The organism is Nocardioides sp. dk884 (genome assembly GCF_009557055.1).
Classification (GTDB): domain Bacteria; phylum Actinomycetota; class Actinomycetes; order Propionibacteriales; family Nocardioidaceae; genus Nocardioides.
On sequence record NZ_CP045649.1, the window covers coordinates 3,489,675 to 3,515,171 of the forward strand.

The 25,497-nt window shown below is 72.5% G+C and carries 21 protein-coding genes; 7 read left to right on the top strand and 14 right to left on the bottom strand.

All coding sequences use genetic code 11. The annotated features are described in order from the left end of the window. Positions 1 to 16 precede the first annotated feature (16 nt). The 3 genes from GFH29_RS16685 to GFH29_RS16695 all read left to right on the top strand — a co-directional run bounded on the left by GFH29_RS16685 (position 17) and on the right by GFH29_RS16695 (position 5,121). On the top strand, positions 17 to 304 hold the full coding sequence (locus tag GFH29_RS16685; protein ID WP_153324902.1) for a DUF1905 domain-containing protein: 288 nt from the start codon (positions 17 to 19) through the stop codon (positions 302 to 304). A 127-nt stretch (positions 305 to 431) separates the two neighbouring features. Further along, complete coding sequence (locus tag GFH29_RS16690) at positions 432 to 2,534, top strand: MMPL family transporter (RefSeq protein WP_153324903.1); 2,103 nt, start codon at positions 432 to 434, stop codon at positions 2,532 to 2,534. Positions 2,535 to 2,544: 10 nt separating this feature from the next. Further along, positions 2,545 to 5,121 carry a bifunctional FO biosynthesis protein CofGH gene (locus GFH29_RS16695; RefSeq protein WP_228387563.1) on the top strand — a complete coding sequence of 859 codons (2,577 nt, stop codon included), beginning with the start codon at positions 2,545 to 2,547 and terminating at the stop codon, positions 5,119 to 5,121. A gap of 18 nt (positions 5,122 to 5,139) precedes the next feature. Here GFH29_RS16695 and GFH29_RS16700 read toward each other — a convergent pair whose 3' ends face one another. Genes GFH29_RS16700 through GFH29_RS16710 form a run of 3 tightly spaced genes read right to left on the bottom strand, consistent with a single transcriptional unit; the run spans position 5,140 to position 8,341 of the window. Then, on the bottom strand, positions 5,140 to 6,396 hold the full coding sequence (locus GFH29_RS16700) for a sugar ABC transporter permease (protein ID WP_228387564.1): 1,257 nt from the start codon (positions 6,394 to 6,396) through the stop codon (positions 5,140 to 5,142). Then, positions 6,393 to 7,220, bottom strand: coding sequence for an ATP-binding cassette domain-containing protein (locus GFH29_RS16705; protein WP_153324905.1), 828 nt, complete (start codon positions 7,218 to 7,220; stop codon positions 6,393 to 6,395). The genes GFH29_RS16700 and GFH29_RS16705 overlap by 4 nt, the downstream gene beginning before the upstream one ends. Next, on the bottom strand, positions 7,220 to 8,341 hold the full coding sequence (locus tag GFH29_RS16710) for a sugar ABC transporter substrate-binding protein (RefSeq protein WP_153324906.1): 1,122 nt from the start codon (positions 8,339 to 8,341) through the stop codon (positions 7,220 to 7,222). The genes GFH29_RS16705 and GFH29_RS16710 overlap by 1 nt, the downstream gene beginning before the upstream one ends. A gap of 168 nt (positions 8,342 to 8,509) precedes the next feature. On the opposite strand from GFH29_RS16710, the gene GFH29_RS16715 reads away from it, so the two are divergent. Together GFH29_RS16715 and GFH29_RS16720 are read left to right on the top strand one after the other, a co-directional pair. Continuing rightward, positions 8,510 to 9,685, top strand: coding sequence for an ROK family transcriptional regulator (locus tag GFH29_RS16715; RefSeq protein WP_153324907.1), 1,176 nt, complete (start codon positions 8,510 to 8,512; stop codon positions 9,683 to 9,685). Positions 9,686 to 9,767: 82 nt separating this feature from the next. Beyond that, positions 9,768 to 10,247, top strand: a complete 480-nt coding sequence (locus GFH29_RS16720) for a DUF5709 domain-containing protein (RefSeq protein ID WP_153324908.1) — start codon at positions 9,768 to 9,770, stop codon at positions 10,245 to 10,247. A 4-nt stretch (positions 10,248 to 10,251) separates the two neighbouring features. Here the strand turns inward: GFH29_RS16720 and GFH29_RS16725 are convergent, their stop codons facing one another. Next, on the bottom strand, positions 10,252 to 10,548 hold the full coding sequence (locus tag GFH29_RS16725) for an antibiotic biosynthesis monooxygenase family protein (protein ID WP_153324909.1): 297 nt from the start codon (positions 10,546 to 10,548) through the stop codon (positions 10,252 to 10,254). A gap of 78 nt (positions 10,549 to 10,626) precedes the next feature. Between GFH29_RS16725 and GFH29_RS16730 the strand changes: the two genes are divergently transcribed. Then, entirely contained in the window at positions 10,627 to 11,037 is a 411-nt protein-coding gene (locus GFH29_RS16730) for an SHOCT domain-containing protein (RefSeq protein ID WP_153324910.1), read from the top strand. Between the two features lie 9 nt (positions 11,038 to 11,046). On the opposite strand, the gene GFH29_RS16735 is transcribed toward GFH29_RS16730, so the two are convergent. Beyond that, complete coding sequence (locus tag GFH29_RS16735) at positions 11,047 to 11,445, bottom strand: VOC family protein (protein WP_153324911.1); 399 nt, start codon at positions 11,443 to 11,445, stop codon at positions 11,047 to 11,049. Positions 11,446 to 11,504: 59 nt separating this feature from the next. Between GFH29_RS16735 and GFH29_RS16740 the strand changes: the two genes are divergently transcribed. Then, entirely contained in the window at positions 11,505 to 12,371 is an 867-nt protein-coding gene (locus GFH29_RS16740; protein ID WP_153324912.1) for a TIGR03619 family F420-dependent LLM class oxidoreductase, read from the top strand. 185 nt (positions 12,372 to 12,556) lie between these two features. Here GFH29_RS16740 and guaA read toward each other — a convergent pair whose 3' ends face one another. From guaA to GFH29_RS16785, 9 genes are all read right to left on the bottom strand, one after another. Next, the gene (gene guaA / locus GFH29_RS16745) at positions 12,557 to 14,131 is read right to left on the bottom strand and encodes a glutamine-hydrolyzing GMP synthase (RefSeq protein ID WP_153324913.1); all 1,575 of its coding nucleotides are present in this window, start codon (positions 14,129 to 14,131) and stop codon (positions 12,557 to 12,559) included. A 247-nt stretch (positions 14,132 to 14,378) separates the two neighbouring features. Next, positions 14,379 to 16,133, bottom strand: coding sequence for a GMC oxidoreductase (locus GFH29_RS16750; protein WP_153324914.1), 1,755 nt, complete (start codon positions 16,131 to 16,133; stop codon positions 14,379 to 14,381). A gap of 32 nt (positions 16,134 to 16,165) precedes the next feature. Then, positions 16,166 to 17,785 carry a succinic semialdehyde dehydrogenase gene (locus tag GFH29_RS16755; RefSeq protein ID WP_153324915.1) on the bottom strand — a complete coding sequence of 540 codons (1,620 nt, stop codon included), beginning with the start codon at positions 17,783 to 17,785 and terminating at the stop codon, positions 16,166 to 16,168. A gap of 88 nt (positions 17,786 to 17,873) precedes the next feature. Then, positions 17,874 to 19,343, bottom strand: a complete 1,470-nt coding sequence (locus GFH29_RS16760) for an aldehyde dehydrogenase (protein ID WP_153324916.1) — start codon at positions 19,341 to 19,343, stop codon at positions 17,874 to 17,876. Positions 19,344 to 19,375: 32 nt separating this feature from the next. Beyond that, positions 19,376 to 20,497: a hypothetical protein gene (locus GFH29_RS16765; protein ID WP_153324917.1), complete on the bottom strand. Its 1,122-nt coding sequence runs from the start codon at positions 20,495 to 20,497 to the stop codon at positions 19,376 to 19,378. Continuing rightward, complete coding sequence (locus tag GFH29_RS16770) at positions 20,494 to 21,630, bottom strand: phosphotransferase family protein (protein WP_228387565.1); 1,137 nt, start codon at positions 21,628 to 21,630, stop codon at positions 20,494 to 20,496. Before GFH29_RS16770 ends, GFH29_RS16765 begins: the two co-directional genes overlap by 4 nt. 96 nt (positions 21,631 to 21,726) lie before the next feature. Further along, positions 21,727 to 23,439, bottom strand: coding sequence for a glycerol-3-phosphate dehydrogenase/oxidase (locus GFH29_RS16775; protein ID WP_153324919.1), 1,713 nt, complete (start codon positions 23,437 to 23,439; stop codon positions 21,727 to 21,729). Between the two features lie 153 nt (positions 23,440 to 23,592). Then, on the bottom strand, positions 23,593 to 24,384 hold the full coding sequence (locus tag GFH29_RS16780; RefSeq protein WP_153324920.1) for a carbon-nitrogen hydrolase family protein: 792 nt from the start codon (positions 24,382 to 24,384) through the stop codon (positions 23,593 to 23,595). Further along, positions 24,381 to 25,487 carry a GuaB3 family IMP dehydrogenase-related protein gene (locus GFH29_RS16785; protein WP_153324921.1) on the bottom strand — a complete coding sequence of 369 codons (1,107 nt, stop codon included), beginning with the start codon at positions 25,485 to 25,487 and terminating at the stop codon, positions 24,381 to 24,383. The genes GFH29_RS16780 and GFH29_RS16785 overlap by 4 nt, the downstream gene beginning before the upstream one ends. Positions 25,488 to 25,497: the final 10 nt, after the last annotated feature.

A 25,497-nucleotide genomic window follows, 5' to 3' on the forward strand; every position in this document is an offset into this window, starting at 1 on the left:
GCCCTAGGCTGCGCCGATGGAGCTGAGGCTCCGCGGCGAGCTGGTCGAGTGGCGCGGTCCCGCGCCGTACCACTTCGTCGTGGTGCCGCCCGAGGAGTGCGCGGCCCTCGACGAGGTGGCCCCGCTCGTGTCCTACGGCTGGGGCATGGTCCCGGCGACGCTGCGCGTGGGCAGCACGGAGTGGGCCACCGCTCTGTGGCCACGCGCCGGCGGCTACGTGGTCCCGGTCAAGGACCGCGTGCGCCACGCCGAGTCCCTGAGCCTCGGCGACCCGGTCGACCTCACCGTGACCGTCCACGTCTGAGCGCGGCCCCAGCCGCGCTGGTCTAGACCACCGCCGCCCGGACAGGTGAGAACCGCGGCGGAGGCCGGTCGTCACCCTGGAGCCCGGCGCTGCCCGGGGACCGATCGGGAGACGCCCGGGAGCACCCATGCACCGACAGATCGCAGGACGACTGACCGGCAGGATCACCAAGTGGGTGGTGGCCGTCATCTGGGTGCTCGTGGTGATCCCGATGGCCGGGCTCGCCGGCCAGCTCGTCGACGTGCAGAACAACGAGGCGTCGTCGTGGCTGCCGGAGTCCGCGGAGTCGACCCGGGCGATCGAGCGCCTCGAGCCGTTCCGCGATCCCGACGCCATCCCGACGATCGTGGTGCACCGCGCCGACGGCGGCACCTTCGACAACGAGCAGCTGGCCACGCTCCGCGAGGACCTGGGCGAGTACGCCGAGGTGGACGGCGTCTCCGGGGAGGTGCTCGGCCCGTTCGTCTCCGCCGACGGCGAGGCCGCCCAGACGATCGTCACCTTCGACTTCGGCTCCGAGGGCTGGAACAGGATGCCCGACGCCGCGGAGGACCTGCGCGAGATCGCGGCCACCGACGGCACCACCGTCTACATCGCCGGGCCCGGCGGGCAGGCCGCGGACGCCGCCGAGGCCTTCGAGGGCATCGACACCACGCTGATCCTGCTGACCCTCGGCGTGGTCGTGGTGATCCTGCTGCTCACCTACCGCAGCCCCGTGCTCTGGCTGCTGCCGATCCTCTCGGCGGTGGTCGCCTACTTCACCTCCGGCGGGGTGGTCTACCTCCTGGCGAAGTACGCCGACCTCACCGTCAACGGACAGTCCCAGGCGATCCTGGGCATCCTGGTGATCGGGGCCGGCACCGACTACGCGCTGCTGCTCACCGCGCGCTACCGCGAGGAGCTGCGCCGCCACGAGGACCGTCACGAGGCGATGGCGGTGGCGCTGCACCGCGCGGCCCCCGCGATCCTCGCCAGCGCGGCGACGGTGTGCGCGGGCATGCTCTGCCTGCTCGCCGCCGACCTCAACTCCACCAGGGGCCTCGGCCCGGTCGCGGCGGTCGGCATCGCCGTCACCTTCTTGGTGATGGTGACCTTCCTGCCGGCCCTGCTGGTGATCTGCGGGCGCTGGGTCTTCTGGCCCAAGCGGCCGGCGTTCGGCTCCCCCGAGCCGACCAGCAGCGGGTTCTGGGCACGCGTCGGCGCGGCGATCCGACCGCGCCCGCGCGCGGTGTGGGTCGTCACCGCCGCGATCCTGGCCGTCGCCTGCCTGGGCTGGCTGCGCCTGGACACCCAGGGGCTGGCCACCGAGGACTCCTACACCGTCGACCTGGAGTCGATCGACGGCCAGCAGGTGCTGGCCGACCACGGGCTCGTGGACCAGTCCAACACCGTGCAGGTGGTCACCGACACCGACTCCGTGCCAGCCGTCGTGGACGCCCTCGCGAGCGTGGACGGCCTGGTGCCGGCCGAGCGGCCCGTCGTGCAGGGCGACACCGCGTTCGTCGAGGCGGTCCTGGACGGCGCCGACGTGTCCTCCACCGAGGCCTTCGATGTCGTCGAGGCGGCCCGCGACGCGGTGCACGCCGTACCGGGCGCGGAGTCGCTGGTCGGCGGCACCTCCGCGGTCTACCTGGACACCAAGACCGCCGCCAACCGCGACAACCTGGTGATCATCCCGCTGATCCTGGTCGTGGTGCTGCTGATCCTGATGGCGCTGCTGCGCGCCCTGGTCGCGCCGCTGGTCCTGATCGCGACCGTCGTGCTGTCCTTCGGTGCGGCGCTCGGGATCTCCGCGCTGCTCTTCGACTACGTCTTCGGCTTCGCCGGCTCCGACCCGGGGTTCCCGCTGTTCGCGTTCGTCTTCCTGGTCGCCCTCGGCATCGACTACAACATCTTCTTGATGACCCGCGTGCGCGAGGAGACCGCACTGCGAGGAACCCGCCAGGGCGCGCTCGTCGCGCTGGCCTCGACCGGCGGGGTGATCACCTCCGCCGGCGTGGTCCTGGCCGCGACGTTCCTGATGCTCGGCACGATCCCGGTGGTGTTCCTCGCCGAGCTCGGCGTCACCGTCGCGCTCGGGGTCCTGCTCGACACCCTGGTGGTGCGCTCGGTGCTGGTCACCGCCCTCACCCTCGACATCGGTCCGCGGATGTGGTGGCCCAGCCGCCTCGACCGCACCGCGCCTCCCGCAGACCGGGCCCCCACCCCGGAGGCGGCCATGCGCGGTTAGCCTGACTCGGGTGAGCCAGACCACCGACCGTCCCACCCCGCAGCAGGTACGCCGCGCGCTCGCGCGAGCCGAGCGCGGCGCGGCGCTCGACGTGGCCGAGGCCGGCGCGCTGCTCGCGGCGAGCGGGGCGGACCTGGACCGACTGTGCGCGGCCGCGGCCAAGGTCCGCGACGCCGGGCTGGTGGCGGCGGGCCGTCCCGGCCTGGTGACCTACTCGCCCAAGGTGTTCATCCCGGTCACCCGGCTGTGCCGCGACCGGTGCCACTACTGCACGTTCGTCGAGACCCCGGGCCAGGCCGCCCGGGAGGACCGCGCGCCGTACCTCTCCCCCGACGAGATCCTCGACATCGCGCGCCAGGGCGCCGAGCTCGGCTGCCTGGAGGCGCTGTTCACCCTCGGGGACCGCCCCGAGGACCGCTGGCCCGAGGCCCAGGCCTGGCTCGACGAGCAGGGCTACGACTCCACCCTCGCCTACGTGCGCGCGATGGCCGTGCGGGTGCTGGAGGAGACCGGCCTGCTGCCCCACCTCAACCCCGGCGTCATGTCCTGGGAGGAGATGAACCGGCTCAAGGCGGTCTCCCCCTCGATGGGGATGATGCTCGAGACCACCTCCCGGCGACTGTTCGAGACCAAGGGCGAGGCCCACTTCGGCTCCCCCGACAAGGACCCCGAGCTGCGCCTGCGGGTGCTCGAGGACGCCGGGCGGCTCGCGGTGCCGTTCACCACCGGCCTGCTGGTCGGCATCGGCGAGACGCTGACCGAGCGCGCCGAGACGATCTTCGCGCTGCGCGCCACGGCTCGCGCCTACGGCGCCGTGCAGGAGGTCATCGTCCAGAACTTCCGGGCCAAGCCGGACACCGCGATGCGCCACACCGACGACCTCGGCCTCGAGGAGTACCGCGCCGCGATCGCGGTCACCCGCCTCGTGCTCGGCCCCAAGGCCCGGGTGCAGGCGCCGCCCAACCTGGTGGACCTCGCCGAGTGCCGCGCGCTGCTGGACGCCGGCGTCGACGACTGGGGCGGGGTCTCCCCGCTCACCCCCGACCACGTCAACCCCGAGCGTCCCTGGCCCTCGCTGGAGCGGCTGCGCGCGATCACCGCCGAGTGCGGCTTCGAGCTCGCCCCGCGCCTCACCGTCCACCCCGAGTACGTCGTGCCCTCGCTCACCGGCGGGACGCCGTGGGTCGACCCCCGCCTGCACCGCCACGTCGCCGCGCTGGCGATCCTCGAGGGCCCCCGCGCGGGTCTCGCGCGCCCCGGCGTACGACCGGTGGGGCTGCCGTGGCAGGAGCCGGACGGCGGGTTCGCCAGCGCCGGTCGCACCGACCTGCACGCCGCCGTCGACACCGAGGGCCGCAGCGCGGATCGTCGCGGCGACTTCGAGAGCGTCTACGGCGACTGGGACGCCGTGCGTGCCGCCGCGGTCACGACCAGCGCGGGGATCGCGACCGGCTCGATCGACGGGGCCCCGGCGGTGCTCACCGCCGAGGGCCGCGAGGCGCTGGCCGCCGCCGAGGCCGACCCGGGCAACCTCTCCGACGCCCACGCGCTGACCCTGATGACCGCCGAGGGCGAGCTGCTCGACGAGGTCTGCCGCCTCGCCGACCACCTGCGTCGCGAGGCGGTGGGCGAGACCGTGACCTACGTCGTCAACCGCAACATCAACTTCACCAACGTCTGCTACGTCGGCTGCCGCTTCTGCGCCTTCGCCCAGCGGCGCACCGACTCCGACGCCTTCTCGCTGTCCCTCGACGAGGTCGCCGACCGGGCCGCCGAGGCCTGGGACCTGGGCGCCACCGAGGTCTGCATGCAGGGCGGCATCGACCCCGAGCTGCCGGCGACCGCCTACTTCGACCTCGTCGCCGCGGTCAAGGCCCGGGTGCCGGAGATGCACGTGCACGCGTTCTCCCCGATGGAGGTCGTCAACGGCACCGCCCGCACCGGGCTGTCCATCGAGGACTTCCTGATCAAGGCGCGCGAGGCGGGCCTCGGCTCGCTGCCCGGCACCGCCGCGGAGATCCTGGACGACGAGGTCCGCTGGGTGCTCACCAAGGGCAAGCTGCCGGCCCGCACCTGGATCGAGATCGTGTCCACCGCGCACCGCCTCGGCATCCCGACGACCTCGACGATGATGTACGGCCACGTCGACAACCCCCGCCACTGGGTGGGCCACCTGCGGGTGCTGTCACGCATCCAGGACGAGTCGCTCGAGGCCGGTCGTCGCGGCTTCACCGAGTTCGTGCCGCTGCCGTTCGTGCACACCTCGGCACCGATCTACCTCGCCGGCGTGGCGCGCCCCGGCCCGACGCTGCGCGACAACCTCGCGGTGCACGCGCTGGCCCGGATCCTGCTGCACGGTCGCATCGACAACATCCAGACCAGCTGGGTCAAGCTCGGTGTCGAGGGCACCCGCGCGATGCTCCGCGCCGGCGCCAACGACCTCGGCGGCACGCTGATGGAGGAGACGATCTCGCGGATGGCCGGCTCCGAGCACGGCTCGGCGAAGACGATCGAGGAGCTGGTGGAGATCGGGTCCGGCATCGGCCGCCCGGTCGCCGAGCGCACCACGACGTACGAGCGCCGCTGAGCCGGGGCCGGCCCCGGCTCAGCCGCGTCCGCTGGAGGAGCGCACCCGCCGCGACACCGAGTCGATGGCGACGGCCAGCAGCAGCACCGCGCCGGTGACCATGAAGCGCACCGAGGAGTCGACGTTCATCAGGTTCAGGCCGTTCTGGATGGCCTGGAGCACCATGATGCCGAGCAGCGCGGAGTACGCCGTCCCGCGGCCGCCGAAGAGGCTGGTGCCGCCGATGACCGCGGCCGCGATCGCCGTCAGGTTGGTGTCGGTCGTGCCGCTGCTCTGCGAGACCGAGGTCAGCTGACCGGCGAGCAGGATGCCGCCGAGCGCGGCGAAGGTGGAGGCCGCCGCGAAGACCGAGAAGTAGACGCGCCCGACCTTGATGCCGGAACGCCGCGCGGCCTCCTCGTTGCCGCCCACGGCGTACACGTGGCGACCCCAGCGGGTCTTGCGCAGCACCAGGTCCATCGCGACGACCAGCGCCGCGAACAGCACGAAGAGGTAGCCCCAGCCGCGGTCGATGCCCAGGTAGTAGGTGAGGAAGCCGAGCCCGCCGAGCAGCAGCACGCCCTTGACCGCGACCAGGAGCAGGTTGGGCGGGGTGAGGCCGGCGGCGCGACGACGCCGCGCCGCGAGCAGCTGGGAACCGACGTAGACCGCGACCACGATCGCGAGCAGCGCGTAAGCCTGCACGTCGGAGAGGAACCGGTCGCGCGCGAACTCCCGCAGACCTGAGTCGATCGGGAGCACGATCGTCCCCTGGTCGCCGAGCACGTAGAGCAGCGCGCCCTGGAAGGCGAGCAGACCGGCGAGGGAGAACACGAAGCTGGGCACGCCGATGCGGGTGTAGAGCAGCGCGTAGAACGAGCCGATCGCAGTGCCGATCAGGACGCCGACGAGCATCCCGACGACCAGCGACTGGCTCTTGTCCACCACGAGCACCGCCATCGACGCGGCGGCGAAGCCCGAGACCGAGCCGACCGACAGGTCGATCTCGCCGAGCAGGAGCACCAGCACGATGCCCAACGAGATCACCCCGACCGGCGCGGCGAACTGGGTGATCGAGACCAGGTTGCGCGAGGACAGGAACGTGGCCTCCTGGGAGTAGAAGACCAGCGAGATGATCGCCAACCCGAACACGACCGGCAGCGCCCCGAGCTCGCCGCCGCGCAGGCGGGACCAGCCCGCCGAGACCAGGCCACCGAGACCGCGGCCCTGGATCAGCCGCTCGTCGGCGACGTCGGCGGCGACCGGGGAGGACGTCGGGTCCAGCGTGCTGCTCACTGCTCTGCCTCCGGGTGGGTCGGGCGGGCACGGCCGGCGCGGGTCGCGACGACGTTGTCCGAGGCGCCGGTGATCGCGGCCACCAGCTGCTCGGTGGTGACGTCCTCGGTGCGGAACTCCGCGGCGTTGCGCCCCAGCCGCAGCACCACGATCCGGTCGGCGACCGCCTGGACGTCGGCCATGTTGTGGCTGACCAGGATCACGCCGAGCCCGGTGTCGCGCAGCCGCTCGATCAGGTTGAGCACCTCCGCGGTCTGCGCGACGCCGAGCGCGGCGGTCGGCTCGTCGAGCAGCACGACCCGCGGGTCACCCACGAGGGCGCGCGCGATCGCCACGGTCTGGCGCTGTCCGCCGGAGAGCGAGGCGACCGGGATCCGCACCGAGGGGATCTTGGCGGAGAGGGTGCGCAGCAGGCGCCACGACTCCCGCTCCATCGTGACCTCGTCGAGGACCGGGCCGCGGTGTACCTCCTGGCCGAGGAACAGGTTGGCGACGACGTCGAGGTTGTCGCACAGCGCGAGGTCCTGGAAGACCGTCGCGATGCCCAGCGCCTGGGCCGCCGCGGGACCGCCCACGGTGATGATCCGACCGCCGAAGACGATCTCGCCGTCGTCGGGCGAATAGACCCCGGAGATCACCTTCACCAGCGTCGACTTGCCGGCACCGTTGTCGCCCACCAGGGCGACCACCTCCCCCGCGGCCACCTCGAGGTGGACGTCGGTGAGCGCCTGTACGGCGCCGAACCTCTTGTGGACGCCGGCGAGGGAGAGGACTACCTCCCCCTGCGCCGGGCCGCTGCTCGCCCGCTCCGTCGTGGTGCTCATCAGGAGATGCCGGCCTCCGCGCAGGCCTTCGCGTAGTCGCCGGTGCAGATGTCCTCGGCGGTGTAGAAGCCGTCGGCGATCACGGTGTCGGCCACGTTGTCGGAGGTGACCACGATCGGGTCGAAGATGTAGGACGTCACGCCCTCGAAGTCGCTCTGGTCGATCCCGGTGTCGCTGGTGGCGCCCGGCTCCTCACCGTTCGCCAGCTGCACGGCGACCTCCGCCGCGGTCTCCGCCTCGATCGCGATCGGCTTGTAGATCGTCATCGCCTGCTCCCCGGCGAGGATGCGCTGGATCGCGGCGACCTCGGCGTCCTGCCCCGTGATCGGGGGCAGCTGGTTGCGGGCGACGCCGGCGCCGGTCATCGCGGCGACCACGCCGCCGGCCTGCCCGTCGTTCGCGGCGTACACGCCGACGATCTCGCTGGGCTCGAACTTGCTCAGCTGGTCGGTGGTCCACTGCTGGGCGTTCTCGGGGCTCCAGTCGGGGTTGTCGTACTCCGCCAGGACCTCCACGCCGCTCTCGTCGAGCACGCTGTGCGCACCGGCCTTGAACTGCCCGGCGTTGGGGTCTTTGGGATCGCCGTTGAGCATCAGGATGCTGCCCGTGTCGCCGACGGCCTCGACCAGCGCCTCGGCCTGCATCTGACCAACGGTCTGGTTGTCGAAGGACATGTAGTAGTCGGCGCCCTCGATGAACCGGTCGTAGGCGATGACCGGCACGTCCTGGCCCTGCGCCTCCTGGACCATGCCGGTGGCGCCGTCGCCGTTGACCGGGTCGAGCACCATCACGTCGGCACCGGCGGTCAGCGCGCTGGTGACCTGCTGGGCCTGCTTCTGCTCGTCCTGGTCGGCGTTGTAGTAGTCCACCTCGCAGTCGGGGCACAGCTCGGCGACCTTCGCCTCGAACAGCGGCTTGTCGAAGGCCTCGTAGCGGGTGGTCTTGGACTCCGGCAGCAGCAGCGCGATGGTGCCCCCGGAGGCGCTGTCGCCCCCGCCCCCGCCCCCGTCGCCGGTGTCGTTGTCGCTGTTGTCGTCGTTGGCGCCGCACGCGGCGAAGGAGCCGGCGCCCAGGATGAGTGCAGCCCCCAGGGCCGCGACGCGATGAAGGTGGATGGTCATGGTCGCTCCTCGACTGGCGCGGCCTACGCCGCAGAACGGGACGGATCGAGTGTCGAACGTCACACCATTGTCGTCAAGCATCGAAGGCGAATCGTGACCAACCGAGGGTAGGCGCGTCGTTGACGTCAACTCTTGACCGTTGAGCGGTCGGACAGGCACGCTTCGCCCATGTCGACCGTCCGCGCCGCCCCGGGCTCCACCTCCTCGCTGCGGGTGGCCAACCAGCAGCGGGTGCTCGACGTGCTGCGCGGCGCGGTGGCCGACGCCCCTGCGGACGGCACGCCGTCCACGGCGTACACCCAGGCGGAGCTGGCGCGCACCACCGGCCTGGCGCCGGCCACGGTCTCGAACATCGTGCGCGAGCTGAGCGCCGCCGGGCTCGCCGAGACCACGCCGGGCGCGGGACGGCGCGGCTCCGCGGTGCGGCTCTCCGCCGCCGCGGGCACGGTGGCCGGCATCGACTTCGGCCACAGCCACGTCGCGGTGGCGGTCGGTGACCTCGTCGGCCGGGTGCGCCGCGAGCGGCGGGTCCGCCTGGAGGACCCCGCCGACCACCGCGGCGCGCTGGCCCTGGCCGCCGGCCTGCTGGAGGAGCTGCTCGAGGGCGAGGGGCCGGCGCGGCACGTCGCGCTGGGCCTGCCCGCGCCGGTCACCGACGACGTCATCCGCTCCGCGGCCATCTTCCCCGGCTGGGAGGGGGTCGACGCCCGGGCCGCCGCGGCCGAGGTGCTCGACGCGCCCGTGCACGTGGAGAACGACGCCAACCTGGGCGCGCTCGCCGAGCACCGCGTCGGGGTCGCCCGCGGCCACCGCAGCTCGGTGTTCGTCAAGATCTCCTCCGGCGTCGGCGCCGGGATCGTCATCGACGACCAGCTCTTCCACGGCGCCGGCGGCAGCGCCGGCGAGATCGGCCATCTGACCCTCGACGACCAGGGCCCGCTGTGCCGCTGCGGCAGCCGCGGCTGCCTGGAGGCCTACACCTCCATCGGCACCGTCCTGTCGATGATGGCCGGCCAGCTGCCGGGCGCCTGCTTCGACGACATCGTGGCCGCCGCCCGCGCCGACAACGTCTCCGCGCGCCGCGCCCTCGAGGACGCCGGGCTGCACCTCGGCTGGGGCCTGGCCAGCATCGTCAACCTGCTCAACCCGGCAGTCGTGGTGGTCGGCGGCGACATGGCGCGCGCCGGGAGCCTGATCCTGGACTCCGCCCGCATCGGGCTGCGTCGCCACGCCCTCGACGCGGTCGCCCTCACCCCCGTGGTGGCCAGCGAGCTGGGCGAGCGCGCCAGCCTCGTGGGAGCCGTCCTGCTGGCCGCCGAGCGCACGGTGCTCTCGGTCGACTGAGGCCGCCCGTCGCGCGCCGCGGCTCGCATGGCGGGTCTCGCGCTCGGGTACCCCAGAGGCCGACACCGATGAAGGAGGCCGCATGACGAGTGACGACATCAACCCCGACCCGGGCGACCGCGAGACCTACGGCGACTACAGCGTCGACGACGAGGACCAGCCCGGCGCCGAGGACATGCTCCTGGACGACGACGACGTGGTGGACGAGGCGGACCGCGGCTACTCCCCGCCGGAGAAGTACTCCCCCGCCCAGGGCTACGGCAACACGCCGTGGGAGGAGGCGCACCGCGAGACCATCGACCAGCGCGAGCGCCAGGAGATCCCCGAGCCGGACCCCTACGTGCTGGCCGAGACCGAGGACATCGAGACCATCGAGGGCACCGCCGAGAGCAGCGAGGTCGGCGACCAGCGCGCCGGGCGCCTCGTTGATCCCGACGAGGGCAGCGGCGAGGACACCGAGTCCGACCTGGTGGGTCGTGACGTCGGCATCGACGGCGCCGCCGCCTCGGCCGAGGAGGCCGCGGTCCACGTCGTACCCGACGACGAGCTGGGCCAGCCCTGATCCTTCACGCCTGGAGGACGCGCTCGAAGTGCTCCACGACCGGGAACGGGTCGTAGAAGCGGTGCAGCAACCGCCGCCACTCCGCGTACGCCGCGGAGCCCCGGAACCCCTCGGTGTGGTCCTCGAGCCGCTCCCACTCCACTAAGAGCAGGAAGGTGTCGGGGCGCTCCACGCAGCGTGAGAGCTCCAGACGCCCGAACCCGGGACTGGCCGAGATGATCGACCTCGCCTCCGCGAAGGCAGCGAGGAACTCCTCGGCCGTCCCGGGTCGGACGGGCAGCAGGGCATGCTCGAGGATCATGGCGCGAGGCTACGGCCCGCGGCGCGTCCGCTGCCGCATGTCCCGGTCCGGGGGCCGAGCCGTGCCTTGGATGCCGCCATGCCCGTCGTCGCACACCTGGTCCTCGGCAACCTCGCGTTCGAGGAGGACCCCGGCTTCGGCGACACGGTCCCCGCCGCGGTACCCGTGGGCTTCGGCATCTTCTTCGTGCTGATCGTCCTCATCGGCATCGCCTCGACGGTGTGGCGGGTGTCCACCGCGCGCCGGATGGCGCGCGACGCCGGCCTCGACGAGCGCGACGCGTCGAGGATGGCGCTGCTCAGCGACGAGGGCCTGAGCACGACGTACCTCGTCTCCAGCCTGCGCGCCCAGCAGCAGCCCTCCCCACAGCCACGTGCGGTGCGACCGGTCGCGGAGTGGCTGCGCGAGCTCACCGCGCTGCGCGACGACGGTCTGCTCACCGCGGAGGAGTACGCCGAGCGTCGGCGCGCGATCCTCGACGAGGTCTGAGCCCGGTCCTCAGCGCTCCGCGAGGACGACCTCGACCTCGAAGCCCTCGGAGTTCGCGAGGTAGAGCGCGGTGTGCTGCTCCCCGCCCGCGTGCGGGAACCGGTCGGCGAACAGCTCGTGCCAGCCGTGGCCCGACGACTCGGCACGGAGCCGGTCGAGCGCGGCGCGGTCGGCGTCCTCGGGCATCAGCAGCGCGAGGTGGTTGAGCCCCGGGCGCATGCGGTCGTGCGGCACGTCGAGCTGGTCCGGCGAGCGCTCCAGGAACAGGTAGGTCCCGTCCGGGTGCACCCACGAGGAGCCCTCGATGTCGATCTCCCAGCCCAGCTCGCCGAGCAGCCAACCCCACTCGTCGGCCGCCAGGTCAGGATCTGACACCCACAGGTCGAGGTGGTGCACCGCGCGCTCCATCCCCGCATCCTAGGGCCGGAACGCCGTCGGCCGACGAGAACGCGTTCTAGGGTGCGGCCATGCGCTTCTCGATCAACACCGCCTTCCTGCCCACCGAGCAGCTCGTCGAGATCGCCCGGGCCGCCGACCAGCTGGGCTACCACGGCATCGCAGTGCCCGAGCACGTCGTCGACCTCGAGACGCTGCGCACGCCGTACCCCTACACACCCGACGGGCAGCGGCGCTGGAGCCTGGACGCGCCGTGGCCGGACCCGTGGGTGCTCATCGGGGCGCTCGCCGCGGTGACCACCCGGCTCCGGTTCGTCACCACCGTCTACGTGCCCGCGCTGCGCCACCCGCTCACGGTCGCCAAGGCCGTCGGCACTGCTGCCGTGCTCTCCGGCAACCGGGTGGCGCTGGGTGTCGGGATCGGCTGGTGCGAGGAGGAGTTCGAGCTGCTCGACCAGGACTTCCGCACCCGCGGTCGCCGTACCGACGAGGCGCTGGCGCTGTGCCGCGCGATGTGGACGCCGGGGATGAAGTCCTTCGAGGGCGAGTTCCACTCGGTGCCGCCGCTGGCGATGGAGCCGACCCCCACCGAGCAGCCCGCGATCTACGTCGGCGGTCTCTCCGAGCTCGCGTTCCGCCGCGCCGCGCGCCACGACGGCTGGGTCGGCGACATGTACCGCACCGACGCGGCGATCGGGCACGCCGCCCGGCTCGCCGAGGTGCGCCGCGAGCAGGGCCGCACCGGCGACTTCGAGGTGCTCGTCGCGCTGACCGACGCCTACCTGCCCGAGCACTTCCGCCGCGCCGACGAGGGCGGCATCACCGAGTGCATGACCATGCCGTGGGCCTACTACCACGGCATGGACGCCACGCTCGGGCAGAAGATCGAGAGCATGGAGCGCTTCGCCGCCGACGTCCTCACGCCGCTGGCCGCCTGAGGCCGCCTGAGGCGCCGTCCGCGGCTGCGGAAGTACTAGTGGAAGTGGGCGATCACACCCGAGCTGCACTCACTCCCACTCTCCCCTTAACGAGTGGGAGCTGAGTTCCGCTCGTTCCTCGCTGCGGTCACTCCCACTCTCCCCTTAACGAGTGGGAGCTGACCTTCGCTCGTTCCTCGCTGCGGTCACTCCCACTCGATCGTCCCCGGGGGCTTCGACGTGATGTCGATCGTCACCCGGTTGATCTCCGCGACCTCGTTGGTGATCCGGGTCGAGATGCGCTCCATGACCTCATAGGGCAGACGCGCCCAGTCAGCGGTCATCGCGTCCTCGGAGGTGACCGGGCGCAGCACGACCGGGTGGCCGTAGGTGCGGCCGTCGCCCTGGACGCCGACCGAGCGGACGTCGGCGAGCAGCACGACCGGCATCTGCCAGATCTCGCGGTCGAGACCGGAGCGGGTCAGCTCCTCGCGGGCGATCAGGTCCGCCTGGCGCAGGATGTCGAGGCGCTCGCGGGTGACCTCGCCGATGATCCGGATGCCGAGGCCCGGGCCCGGGAACGGCTGGCGCCACACCATGGTGTCGGGCAGGCCGAGCTGCTCGCCGACCGCGCGCACCTCGTCCTTGAACAGCGTGCGCAGCGGCTCGATGAGCTCGAAGTCGAGGTCGTCGGGCAGGCCGCCGACGTTGTGGTGGGACTTGATGTTGGAGGCGCCGGCGCCGCCGCCGGACTCGACCACGTCGGGGTAGAGCGTGCCCTGCACGAGGTAGCCGGTGCCGTGGGCATCGCCGAACACGCGCACCTGGGCGGCCTCGAAGGTGCGGATGAACTCGCGACCGATGATCTTGCGCTTGGTCTCGGGGTCGGTGACCCCGGCCAGGGCGTCGAGGAAGCGGTCCTCGGCGTCGACCACGTCGAGGGAGTCGAAGACCTCCTCGAAGTCCCGCTTGACCTGCGCGGTCTCACCGGCGCGCATCATGCCGTGGTCGACGTAGACGCACGTGAGGCGGTCGCCGATGGCGCGCTGCACGATCGCCGCGGCCACGGCGGAGTCGACGCCGCCGGACAGCGCGCAGATCGCGCGGCCCTCGCCGACCTGCTCGCGGATCAGCTCGACCTGCTCCTCGACGATGTTGACCATCGTCCAGGTCTGGCGGCAGCCCGCGATGTCGTGCAGGAAGTGCTCGAGGATCTCCTGGCCGTGCTCGGAGTGCAGCACCTCGGGGTGCCACTGCACGCCGGCGAAGCCACGGTCCACGTTCTCGAACGCCGCGACCGGGGTGTCCGCGGTCGAGGCCAGCACGGTGAAGCCCTCCGGGGCCTGCGCCACCGAGTCGCCGTGCGACATCCACACGTTGTGCTCGACCGGTACGCCGGCGAGCAGGGTGCCCGGCTCGGCGATCTTCACCGGGGTGCGGCCGTACTCGCGTGCACCGGTGTGGGCGACCTCGCCGCCGAGGCCCTGGGCCATCAGCTGGAAGCCGTAGCACATGCCGAAGACCGGGGTGCCGGCCTCGAACAGGCTCTGGTCGATCCCGGGGGCGCCGTCGGCGTACACGCTCGAGGGGCCGCCGGACAGGATGATCGCCTTCGGCTTGCGCGCGAGCATCTCCGCCACCGGCACGGTGTGCGGGACGATCTCGGAGTAGACCCGCGCCTCGCGCACGCGGCGCGCGATCAGCTGGGCGTACTGCGCGCCGAAGTCGACGACCAGGACGAGGTCATGGTCAGGCGTCGCCGCCGAAGAAGTCGCAGGCATGGCCGGATCCTACCGGCGCAGGGGCCCCTGAAATGCATCAGGGCCCGGCCGGGAGGGAGGTGGCCGGGCCCTGATCGTCCCCGCCCTGCGCACAGCGCTTGGGACACATCGACCCGGCCGGAGTGGAGGGAGCCGTGGAGCATCACCGGGTCTTGTCGGGAGCAACGAGCCGGTCCGGCCCCGGTTACGCCGAGGATGAGGAAGGCCTCCGAAGCCCGGCTCCGGAGGCCTCCGGTCCAGACCGACCTCAGCTGACGCCCACCACCGGCAGCCGCAGCGCCGCCGGCGCCGTCGGCGGCACCGCCGGGTCGTGCGGCGCGACCGGGTCGAGGCGGACGTACTCCGCCCCGAGCTCCGGACGCGGGTCCGCCTCGCCCTTGTTGGGCCACAGCGACATCGCCCGCTCGGCCTGGGCGGTGATCGTCAGCGACGGGTTCACCCCGAGGTTGGCGGTCACCGCGGACCCGTCGGCGACGTGCAGGCCCGGGTGACCGTAGACGCGCTGGTAGGGGTCGATGACGCCGGTCTCGGGCGACTCCCCGATCGCGCAGCCACCGATGAAGTGCGCGGTCAGCGGGCGGTTGAACTGCTCGCCGATGTTGCCGCCGGGGGTGCCGTTGATGATGCGCGCCATCGCCTTGACAGCGGTGTTCGCCGCGGGGATCCAGGTGGGGTTCGGGACGCCGTGACCCTGTCGGGAGGTGAGGTAGCGCTTCCGGGTCCCGGGGATGCGCTTGGTGTAGGTGGTGATCGAGTTGTCCAGGCTCTGCATGACCAGCGCGATCACGGTGCGCTCCGACCAGTGCCGCAGGTCGTAGAGGTCGCGCACGTGGCGCCGTTGCTTCCAGGTCTCGCGCAGCCAGGTGCGCCACCGCGGTGCCGGGCCGTCGCCCTCGGTGAGCACGGTCTGCAGCAGCGACATGAAGTTGCTGCCCTTGCCGTAGCGCACCGGCTCGATGTGGGTGTCGGCGTCGGGGTGGAAGCTGGAGGTGATCGCGATGCCCTGGCTGTAGTCGACCTTGGTGTCCGGCGCGATCGCGCCCAGGATCGACTCGGAGTTGGTGCGCGAGAGGTAGCCGAGCCGCTCGGAGATCTGCGGCAGGTGCCCCTCGTCGCGCATCCGGTGCAGCAGCCGCTGGGTGCCGAGCGCCGAGGCGGCGAGCACCACCTGCTGCGCGGTGAGCACCCGGCGCGCCGAGCGCCGCCCGGTCTTGGCCTTGGTGAAGCGCACGTGCACGTCGTAGCCGCCGCCGGCCCGCGGCGCGAGCCGGGTGACGGTGGTCAGCGGCAGCACCTTCACCCCGCGCTGCTCGGCGAGGTAGAGGTAGTTCTTGACCAGCGTGTTCTTGGCGTTGTGCGGGCAGCCGGTCATGCAGCCGCCGCAGCCGATGCAGGTCTTGCGGTCCGGCCCGACGCCGCCGAAGTACGGGTCCGCCACCACGTCGCCCGGCTGCGTGCCCGGGCCGCCGAAGAAGACGCCCACCGGAGCCGGCGTGAAGGTGTCGGCCACGCCCATCTCGGTCGCGACCTTCTCCATGACCTCGTCGGCCGGGGTGCGCAACGGGTTCTGCACCACGCCGAGCATCCGCTTCGCCTGGTCGTAGTACGGCGCCAGCTCGGACTGCCAGTCGGTGATGTGGCTCCACTGCGGGTCGTTGAAGAACGCCGGGAGCGGTTCGTACAGCGTGTTGGCGTAGACCAGCGAGCCGCCGCCCACGCCGGCGCCCGAGACGATCATGCAGTCGCGGATCGCGTCGATCCGCTGGATGCCGTAGCAGCCGACCTCGGGGCGGAAGAGGTACTTCTCGACCTCGAAGGAGTGCTTGGGCAGGTCCTCGTCGCGGAACCGGGCGCCCGCCTCCAGGACGCCGACCCGGTAGCCCTTCTCGCTCAGCCGCAGCGCGGTGACGGAGCCGCCGAAGCCGGACCCCACCACCAGCACGTCGAAGTCGAGCTCCGCTCCCCCGTCGTCGGCACCGCCGGCACTCCCGCTGCTGCTCACGTCGTTGTCCCCCCGTTCGTACGCCGACCCGCTCACGGGCGGCCCAGCTTCTTCAGCAGACGCAGGTTGGCCGTCATCACCTTGCCGTAGGTGCGGTCCGACATCCCCAGCATCGGGGCGATCCGGATCAGCCGCTGGGTGGCCACCGACTGCGGCTCGGTGTAGCGCAGGATGCCCTCGGCGCCCTGGCGCCGGCCCATCCCCGACTGCCGCATGCCGCCCATCGGGCTGTCGAGGCTGGCGAAGACCGCACCGAAGGCCTCGTTGACGTTGACGGTGCCGCAGCGGATCTGGGCGGCGACCGCGCGACCGCGGGAGCCGTCGCGGGTGAAGACCGAGCCGTTGAGGCCGTACTCCCCGTCGTTCGCCCGCGCGATCGCGTCGGCCTCGTCGTGGAAGCGGTAGATCGAGACGACCGGGCCGAAGGTCTCCTGGCCGAAGCAGGTCATGTCGGGGGTGACGTGCTCGAGGATCGTCGGCTCGAAGAAGTACGGGCCGAGATCGGGTCGCGCCTTCCCGCCGGCGAGCACCCGGGCGCCCTTGGCCACCGCGTCCTCGACGTGGGCGGTGACGGTGTCGAGCTGGGCCTGGCTGATCAGCGGGCCCATGTCGTTGCCCCACTCCAGGGTCGCGCCGAGGGTCATCGCCTGGGTGCGGGCCACGAACCGCTCCACGAAGCGGTCGTAGACCTGGTCGGCCACGAAGATCCGCTCGGTGGAGACGCACAGCTGACCGGAGTTGGAGAACGACGCGCGCACCGCGCCCTCCGCGGCGCGCTCGACGTCGGCGTCGCGCAGGACCAGCAGCGGGTTCTTGCCGCCGAGCTCCAGGGAGCAGCCGATCAGGCGGTCCGCGCAGCCGCGGGCCACGACGCGGCCGGTGGCGGTGGAGCCGGTGAAGCACAGGTAGTCGGCGTGCTCAATGACCGCGGTGCCGATCTCCACCCCGGGGCCGGCCACGACCTGCCACAGGCCGGCGGGGAACCCGGCCTCCTCGAGCAGCTGGGCACCGAGCGCCGCGGAGAGCATCGTCTGGGCATCGGGCTTGATCACCACCGCGTTGCCCGCGGCCAGCGCCGGCAGGCCGTCGCACAGCGCCATCGTGAACGGGTAGTTCCACGGCGAGATGATGCCGACGACGCCCTTGGGGACCCGGTTGACCTCGACCCGGGTCAGGCCCGGGATCACGCCGAGCTTGCGCTGGGTGCCGAGGTGCTCGGCGGCGGTGCGGCCGTAGTAGCGCGCGGTCAGCGCGATGTGGAGCGGCTCGTCGAAGGCGTGCTTGCGAGCCTTGCCCGACTCCCACACGATCAGGTCCACGATCTCGTCCTGGCGATCCAGCACCAGGTCGTGCAGGCGCAGCAGCGCGGCGGCGCGCTCGGCGACCGGCACCCGGGCCCAGGACTCCTGCGCCCGACGGGCGCGCGCGAAGGCCTCGGTCACGTCGGTGGTGCTCGACTGCGGCACGTGCGCCAGCGGCGCACCGTTGAGCGGGGAACGCACCTCGTGCGTACGCCCGGAGGTGGCCGCGATCCGGCGAGTCAGCGCGCTGACGTAGGCGGGCTCGAGGGCGTACGCCGCGGTCGGGTCGTGCTCCGGGTCATGGGGCCCCTCGACGAGGGGACCGCCGGGCGTGGGGTTCGAAGCGCTCATGTACCGAGAGTATGTGACCGCGGTCTCCGAAACTACCTCTCGGTAGGGATCGTCCCATTTGACAGGGCGGGCGGTCGTGTCAAACCCCTCACGCCAGCTCGGGCGCCGCCGTGTAGATCGACTTCAGCTCGGTGTACTCCCCGAGGCCCTCGGGGCCGAACTCCCGGCCGACGCCGGAGTCCTTGAAGCCGCCGAACGGAGCGGCGAAGTCCATCGTGTAGGTGTTGACGCCGTAGGTGCCGGCCCGCACCCGCCGGGCCACCCCGAGCCCCGCCTCGGCGTCGGCTGTCCACACGGTCCCGGCCAGGCCGTAGTCGGAGTCGTTGGCGATGCGCACCGCCTCGTCGACCCCGTCGTAGCCGATCACCGACAGCACCGGCCCGAAGATCTCCTCCTGCGCGATCCGCATGCGGTTGTCGACGTCGGCGAAGACCGTGGGCCGCACGTACCAGCCGCGGTCCAGACCGGCGGGCATGCCGTTGCCGCCGGTGACGAGGCGTGCGCCCTCCTCCTGGCCCAGGGCGATGTACTTCTCGACGCGTTCCTGCTGGCGCCGGGCGACCATCGGGCCGACCTCGGTGGCCGGGTCGTCGGGGTCGCCGACCGGCATGCTGGACACGGTCTCGGCCAGCGCCTCGACGACCTCCTCGTAGAGGTTGCGGGGGGCCAGGATCCGGGTCTGGGCGACGCACGCCTGCCCGGAGTTCATCAGCGCGACGAAGCGCAGTCCGGCCATCGTGGCCTCGAGGTCGGCGTCGTCGAGGACGATCGCGGCCGACTTGCCGCCGAGCTCGAGGCTCACCCGCTTGAGCTGCTCGCCGCAGACCGCGGCGATCCGGCGCCCCGCGGCGGTCGAGCCGGTGAAGGCGACCTTGTCGACGCCCGGGTGCGCGACGAGGTGCTCGCCCACCTCCCGGCCGGCGGCGACGATGTTGACCACGCCGGCCGGCACGCCGGCCTCGGCGAGCAGCTCGGCCATCAGGTAGGCGTCGAGCGGGGTCTCCGGCGCCGGCTTGAGCACGACGGTGTTGCCGGCCAGCAGCGCCGGCACGACCTTGGAGAGGGTGGTGAACTGCGGGACGTTCCACGGCGGGATCGCCGCGACCACCCCCACCGGCTCGCGTCGTACGACGACGTCGGCGCCGAGCGCGCCGGGACGGGTCTCCTCCCACGCGAAGTCACGGGCGATGGCGAGGAACGCCTCGATCTGCATCCACGGTGCCGGCGCCTGGGCGAGCTGGGAGAACGAGATCGGCGAGCCCATCTCGGTGGTGATCAGCTGGGCCATCTCCTGCATGCGGGCGGCGTAGAGCCCGGAGAAGACCTCGAGGACCGCGATCCGCTCCTGCGGCGACAGCCGGGGCCAGGGTCCCTCGTCGAAGGCGCGGCGCGCCGCTGCGACCGCCGCGTCGATGTCGGCGGCGCTGCCCTCGGGGACGCGCGCGACCACCTCCTGGCTGTGCGGGGAGACCACCTGCAGGGTGGCCGAGGTGGCCGGCGCGGCCCAGGTGCCGTCGATGAAGAAGGCGTCCCTGTCCAGGGAGCGGTCGAGCGTCATGGGATCTCCTCGATCGGATGGGTCGCAGCGGGTCAGGCGCCGGTCGGCGCGACCTGGAGGAAGTCGGTGAAGCCGCTGGGGTCGTGGCGGCCGATGCAGAAGTGCTCGAAGAGGCCCCAGCCCTCGTGGGTGCGCCCGCCCTCGGTGAGGACGGCGCGTCCGACGTGGTCGGTGCAGCCGAACATCACGCGTCCCTGCACGGCCGGGTCGGTGAGGTCGTAGGTGACCCGCTCGGTGAACTTCTCACCCTTCCAGGTGCCGTGCAGCCAGTCGGGGTCCCCGCCGTACCCGCCACCGACGTGCAGCGGCGCGGCGAGCAGCGAGGTGACCTCGAGCTCGAGGGCCTCCCCCGCCGGTGTGGTGCAGCGGATGGTGGCGCCGGTCGGGGTGCGCCCGCCGGGCGCGTAGTGGATGCGGACCTGCGGCCAGCCGAGCTGCTCGACGCGACCGTCGGGGTGGATGCGGTGGCAGTCGTTGAGGGTGCGGTAGCCGTCCGGGTCCTCCTGGAGGATCACCACCACCGCGAAGTCCTCGAAGCGCATCGGGACGTAGAGCCACCACATGCCCTCGAACGGCGGGTCGCTGGGCGCCCCCGCCGGCTCGGCCTCGCCGACCGGGCGGACGCCCCAGGAGCGGTCGCGGGTGCCGACCCAGCGGTCCGGGGTGACCTCGATGCGCTCGCCGTCGACGCTGAGGTGTCCCTCCCAGGTGCCGACCTGGGCGAAGCGCTGCGCATCCAGGGTCACCCGCGCCCCCGAGCGCAGCACGTGCGGGAGCTCCTGGAGCACCGGGAACGACCCGGTCCAGGTCAGGTCGGCGGCGATGCCGTCGGTCTCCTCGAGCTCGAGGTGCAGGCGCTGGAGCGGCTCGACCACGTCGAGGCGGTAGCCGCCGACGCGCTGGTGGAGGCGGTCGCCGTCGCACAGGTCGGAGAGGTGCACGGCGGTCTGCCGGCCCTCGCGGGCCACCAGCAGGAAGGCGTCCTTGGTGCCGAGGTTGGGGTAGTAGCCCAGCCCGGTGATCACGAAGATCTCGCCGCTGCGGTCGTGGGCGTTGAAGTAGGAGCGGTCGTAGAAGTTGCGGTCGCTGCTCGCCGGCCAGCCGATCGGCAGCGGCGCCTGGTGCAGCGGGTACTCATCCAGCGGACCGATCATGCGCCGACCTCCTCGAGGAGCCGCTCGACGAGCGGCTTGCAGTGGAACAGCGACTCGACGTCGTCGGGACGCTCGATCTCGCCGAAGTGGATCTGCCGGGCCCCGGTGCGCATGAAGACGATGCACCACTGCACGCCGTTGAACACGTCGTACCAGCGCAGGTCGCCCAGGGGCACCCCGGTGAGCCGCTCGTAGGTCTCCCGGACGTCGGCCTCGACGAGCAGGTCGGGCATGCCGGGCAGCTCGAGCAGGCCGGTGATGGACTCGAAGACCTGGTGGGCGAAGAGCATCCAGCTCACGTCGAGCTCGCGCGGCCCGAGGGTGGCCATCTCCCAGTCCAGGACGCCCACAGGGCGGAAGTCGTCGTAGAGCACGTTGCCGATGCGCGAGTCGCCCCAGCACAGCACCGCCTCGTCGGTGTCCGGGAGGTGCTCGGCGAGCCAGGCGAGCCCGCGCTCCACCATCGGCGAGCGCCCGACGTCGGGGATCGCGAAGTCGTACCAGGCGCGGGTGCGGGCCAAGGCGCGGGCGAGCGGCGTCGCGCCCTCGTGGCCGTGGCGGCCAGGATCGAGGAACCCGAACGTGGTGGCGGGGTCCGGGATCGCGTGCAGCCGGGCCAGCACCTCGACCGTGGCGTCCTGGAGGCGGCGCTGCTGCTCGGGGGTGGCGTCGTAGAGCCAGTTGTCGCCGAAGTTGTAGGGCAGCACGTCCTGCGGCACGACCCCCTCGAGGCGGTCCATCACGAAGAACGGTGTGCCGAGCACGTCGCCGGTCGGCTCCAGCCAGCGCACCTGCGGGACAGGTACGTCGGTCAGCTCGCCGACCAGCCGGATCGCGTCGTACTGCTCGGCCAGGGCGTACGCCGGGAACACCGGGAAGTCCTCGGGCGCGGGGGCGACCCGGGCGACGTAGCGGCCCGCGCGGGGCTCCCCCGCCTCGGTCCACTCGACGTCGAGCAGCATGGTCTCCGAGGACATGCCGTTGGCCTCGCTGCCGCTGAGCAGCGTCACCCGCGGATCCGCGGCGGGCGGCAGGAGGGTGGTCAGCCAGGCCGCGAGGCGGGCCGGCACGCCGTGGGCGTCCCGGCTCGAGCGCTGCAGGGTCATGTCGGCCGGGGGCGGCGCCTGGGTCACGAGACCCTCCTGGTTGTGAGACACGTCACGTGGCGCCAGCATCGATGGAACACGTTCTAGTTGTCAACGGTTCCTGTGTGCCGGCGCCGCCGCGGGTCACACGATGTCGGCCACCTGCACCCGCGCCTCGTCGGCCTCCTGGTCGGTGGCCATCAGCTGGCTGCGCCGCTCGGCCTCGACACGGCGCCGGTAGTGCTCGACCTCGCGTTCCACGGTCGCGGCGTCCCAGCCGAGCTCACCGGCCATCAGCACCGCGGCCGGGCGTGCGGCCTCGACACCGCGGTCGAAGGTCTCGATCGAGACCCGGGTGCGCCGGGTCAGCACGTCGTCGAGGTGGCGGGCGCCCTCGTGGGTCACCGCGTAGACGACCTCGGCGGCCAGGTGGTGCGGGGCCCCGACCAGCGGCTCCGCGAGCTCGGGGCGGGTGCCGACGAGATCGAGCACCTCGTCGATCAGGCCGCCGTAGCGGCCCAGCAGGTGGTCGATGCGCCCGACCTCGAGGCCGGCCGCGCGCGAGAGCGCCACCCGCTGGTTGGTCCGCGCCTCATATCCGGTCGCCCCCACCAGGGGCACCCGCTCGGTGATGCTGGCCGGCACCCGCTCCACCTCCCGCAGGGCGTGGTCGACGGCGTCCTTCGCCATCACGCGGTACGTCGTGAGCTTGCCGCCCGCGACCAGCACCAGGCCGGGCACCGGGGCGGCGACGGTGTGCTCGCGGGAGAGCTTGGTGGTCTCCCCCAGGTCGCCCTCGCGGACCACCGGCTTGAGCAGCGGGCGCAGGCCGGCGTACACCCCGACCACGTCCTCGTGGTCGAGCGGGTCCCTGAGCAGGGTGTTGACGTGGGCCAGCAGGTAGTCGATGTCGGCGCGGCTGGCCGCGGGGTGGGCGAGGTCGAGGTCCCAGGCGGTGTCGGTGGTGCCGATGATCCAGTACAGCCCCCACGGGATCACGAACAGCACCGACTTCTCGGTCTTGGTGATGAAGCCGCACTCCGAGCGGATCCGGTCGCGCGGCACCACCAGGTGCACGCCCTTGGAGGCGTCGACGTCGAGCCGGGCGTCGCCGCCGAGCAGCTCCTGCACCTCGTCGGTCCACACCCCTGCCGCGTTGATCACGGTGCGGGCGCGGATCTGGAGGTCGACGCCGTTCTCCAGGTCGCGCGCGGTCACCCCGACCACCCGCTCGCCCTCGCGCAGGAACCCGGTGACCTGGGTGCGGGTCGCCACGTGGGCGCCGTTGGCCGCCGCGGTGCGCGCCAGCGTCATCACCAGGCGCGCGTCGTCGACCTGGCAGTCGTAGTAGCGGATCGCCCCGTGCAGGTCCTCGGTGCGCAGGTCCGGGGCCATCCGCGCGACCTGCTTGCGGAACAGGTGCTTGTGTCTGGGCAGGCCCATGTCCTGGCGCCCGGACATCGCCATCGCGTCGTACAGCGCGACGCCGGCGCCGACGTAGGGGCGCTCCCAGGCGTGGTGCAGTGGGTAGAGGAACGCCACTGGTCGCACCAGGTGCGGGGCGAGCCGGGTGAGCAGCAGACCGCGCTCGGTGAGCGCCTCGCGGACCAGGGCGAAGTCGAGCATCTCCAGGTAGCGCAGCCCGCCGTGCACCAGCTTGCTGGACCGGCTGGAGGTGCCGGAGGCCAGGTCGCGCTGCTCGACCAGGCCGACGGACAGGCCGCGGGTCACCGCGTCGAGCGCGGCGCCGGCGCCGACCACGCCGCCGCCCACCACCAGCACGTCGAGCTCGGCGGCGCCCATCACCTCCAGCGCGGCCGTGCGGGAACCCGGGCTGAGGGCGATCGGGCGACTCATGGCCCCCAGTCTCCCCGCTCCCTGGTCACCCACCTCCGCCGAGTCGGCGCCAATGGTTGCGCGAGTCGGCGCGAATGGCGGGCCGAGTCGGCGCCAATGGTGATGCGAGAACCTGACGTCTCGACTCGACCGGTCAGAAGTCTCGACTCGACCTCAGAAGCGGAGGCGGGGGCCGAGGGCGGGGCGGTGGTCGGCGTGCATCGGGTGCGTGGCGCGGGTCGCGGCGACGAGGTCGCGCGACAGGGTCGCCACCGCGAGGCCGGGCTCGGTGCCGAGGCGCGCCAACGGGCGCCCCTCGGGGTCGTAGACCGCGGAGCCCCCGATGAACGATTCGCGCCCGCAGCCGCCGGTGAGCCCGGCGAAGACCACGAAGAACCCGTTGTCCAGGGCCCGGGCCGGGTAGTAGGTGTCGCGGCGGTGCTCCCCGCCGGGGAAGTACGCCGCGCTGTTGAGGTAGCCGAGCGCGCCGTCGTCGGCGGCCGCGCGGGCGTGCTCGGGGAAGCAGCCGTCGTAGCAGATCGACAGGCCCAGCTCCCACCCGTCGACGGTGAGCGAGGCGCCGTGGTCACCGGGCGTGAAGTGGTCGTTCTCGTAGCCGGAGAGGTGCTGCTTGTCGTACGCCGCGAGCGTGCGCCCGTCGGGGCGCACCACCACGCTGCTCAGCGTGCGTCGCGGCCCGCGCTGCAGGGCGGTGCCGAGCACCACCGTGGTGCCGGCTGCGGTGGCCGCGGCGCGCAGACCGTCGAGCAGGGGGCCGGCCAGGTCGTCCTCATCGGGCAGCGGCCCGGCGAACACCGCCTCGTCGTACCCGGTCAGGAACGCCTCGGGCAGCACCAGCAGGCGGGCACCGGCGGCACCGGCCTGCGCGGTGAGCCGGGCGGCAGTGGCGGCGTTGGCCGGGAGGTCACCGGCGACGGCGACCTCCTGGCCGGCCGCGACGATCACCCGAGGACGACCTCGACGCGCTGGAACTCCTTGAGCTCGGTGTAGCCGGTGGTGGCCATCGAGCGGCGCAGCGCACCGACCAGGTTCATCGTGCCGTCGGCGACCCGGGAGGGGCCGAACAGGATCTCCTCCATCGTGCCGACCGGCTCGAAGCCGACGCGCTGGCCGCGCGGCAGCTCGGCGTGGTGGGCCTCGGTGCCCCAGTGGAACCCGCGGCCGGGGGCGTCGGTGGCCCGGGCCAGCGGCGAGCCGACCATGACCGCGTCGGCGCCGCAGGCGATCGCCTTGGCGAGGTCGCCGGACGTGCCGATCGAGCCGTCGGCGATGACGTGGACGTAGCGCCCGCCCGACTCGTCGAGGTAGTCGCGGCGGGCCGCAGCGACGTCGGCGACCGCGGAGGCCATCGGGACAGCGATCCCGAGCACGGTACGCGTGGTGTGCGCGGCGCCGCCGCCGAAGCCGACGAGCACGCCCGCCGCGCCGGTGCGCATCAGGTGCAGGGCGGCCTGGTGGGTCGCGCAGCCGCCGACGATCACCGGGACGTCGAGCTCGTAGATGAACTCCTTGAGGTTCAGCGGCTCGGCCTGGCTGGAGACGTGCTCGGCGCTGACCGTGGTGCCGCGGATGACGAACATGTCGACGCCCGCGTCCACGACGGCCTTGGCGAACTCCTTGGTGCGCTGCGGCGAGAGCGAGCCCGCCACCGTGACGCCCGCATCGCGGACCTCACGCAGCCGGGCGGTGATCAGCTCGGCCTTGACCGGCTCCTGGTAGATCTCCTGCATGCGGCGCGTCGCGTCGGTGCCCTGGAGGCGCGAGACCTCCTCGAGCAGCGGCTCGGGGTCCTCGTAGCGGGTCCACAGGCCCTCGAGGTTGAGTACGCCGAGGCCGCCGTGGTGGCCGAATGCGATCGCGGTGGCCGGCGACATCACCGAGTCCATCGGGGCGCCCAGCACCGGGATCTCGAAGCGGTAGGCGTCGATCTGCCAGGCGACGCTCACCTCCTCGGGGTCACGGGTGCGGCGGGAGGGGACGATCGCGATGTCGTCGAAGGCGTAGGCGCGGCGACCGCGCTTGGCACGGCCGATCTCGATCTCGGTCACGGTGGATCCT

Excerpts from the sequence above, each read along its gene's own strand:
- GFH29_RS16690 (WP_153324903.1), top strand. The coding sequence starts at position 432 with ATGCACCGACAGATCGCAGGACGACTGACCGGCAGGATCACCAAGTGG.
- GFH29_RS16705 (WP_153324905.1), bottom strand. The coding sequence starts at position 7,220 with ATGAGCACCACGACGGAGCGGGCGAGCAGCGGCCCGGCGCAGGGGGAG.
- GFH29_RS16730 (WP_153324910.1), top strand. The coding sequence starts at position 10,627 with ATGCCCGTCGTCGCACACCTGGTCCTCGGCAACCTCGCGTTCGAGGAG.
- GFH29_RS16685 (WP_153324902.1), top strand. The coding sequence starts at position 17 with ATGGAGCTGAGGCTCCGCGGCGAGCTGGTCGAGTGGCGCGGTCCCGCG.
- GFH29_RS16720 (WP_153324908.1), top strand. The coding sequence starts at position 9,768 with ATGACGAGTGACGACATCAACCCCGACCCGGGCGACCGCGAGACCTAC.
- GFH29_RS16765 (WP_153324917.1), bottom strand. The coding sequence starts at position 20,497 with ATGATCGGTCCGCTGGATGAGTACCCGCTGCACCAGGCGCCGCTGCCG.
- GFH29_RS16775 (WP_153324919.1), bottom strand. The coding sequence starts at position 23,439 with ATGAGTCGCCCGATCGCCCTCAGCCCGGGTTCCCGCACGGCCGCGCTG.
- GFH29_RS16735 (WP_153324911.1), bottom strand. The coding sequence starts at position 11,445 with ATGGAGCGCGCGGTGCACCACCTCGACCTGTGGGTGTCAGATCCTGAC.
- GFH29_RS16715 (WP_153324907.1), top strand. The coding sequence starts at position 8,510 with ATGTCGACCGTCCGCGCCGCCCCGGGCTCCACCTCCTCGCTGCGGGTG.
- guaA (WP_153324913.1), bottom strand. The coding sequence starts at position 14,131 with ATGCCTGCGACTTCTTCGGCGGCGACGCCTGACCATGACCTCGTCCTG.
- GFH29_RS16725 (WP_153324909.1), bottom strand. The coding sequence starts at position 10,548 with ATGATCCTCGAGCATGCCCTGCTGCCCGTCCGACCCGGGACGGCCGAG.
- GFH29_RS16755 (WP_153324915.1), bottom strand. The coding sequence starts at position 17,785 with ATGAGCGCTTCGAACCCCACGCCCGGCGGTCCCCTCGTCGAGGGGCCC.
- GFH29_RS16760 (WP_153324916.1), bottom strand. The coding sequence starts at position 19,343 with ATGACGCTCGACCGCTCCCTGGACAGGGACGCCTTCTTCATCGACGGC.
- GFH29_RS16740 (WP_153324912.1), top strand. The coding sequence starts at position 11,505 with ATGCGCTTCTCGATCAACACCGCCTTCCTGCCCACCGAGCAGCTCGTC.
- GFH29_RS16710 (WP_153324906.1), bottom strand. The coding sequence starts at position 8,341 with ATGACCATCCACCTTCATCGCGTCGCGGCCCTGGGGGCTGCACTCATC.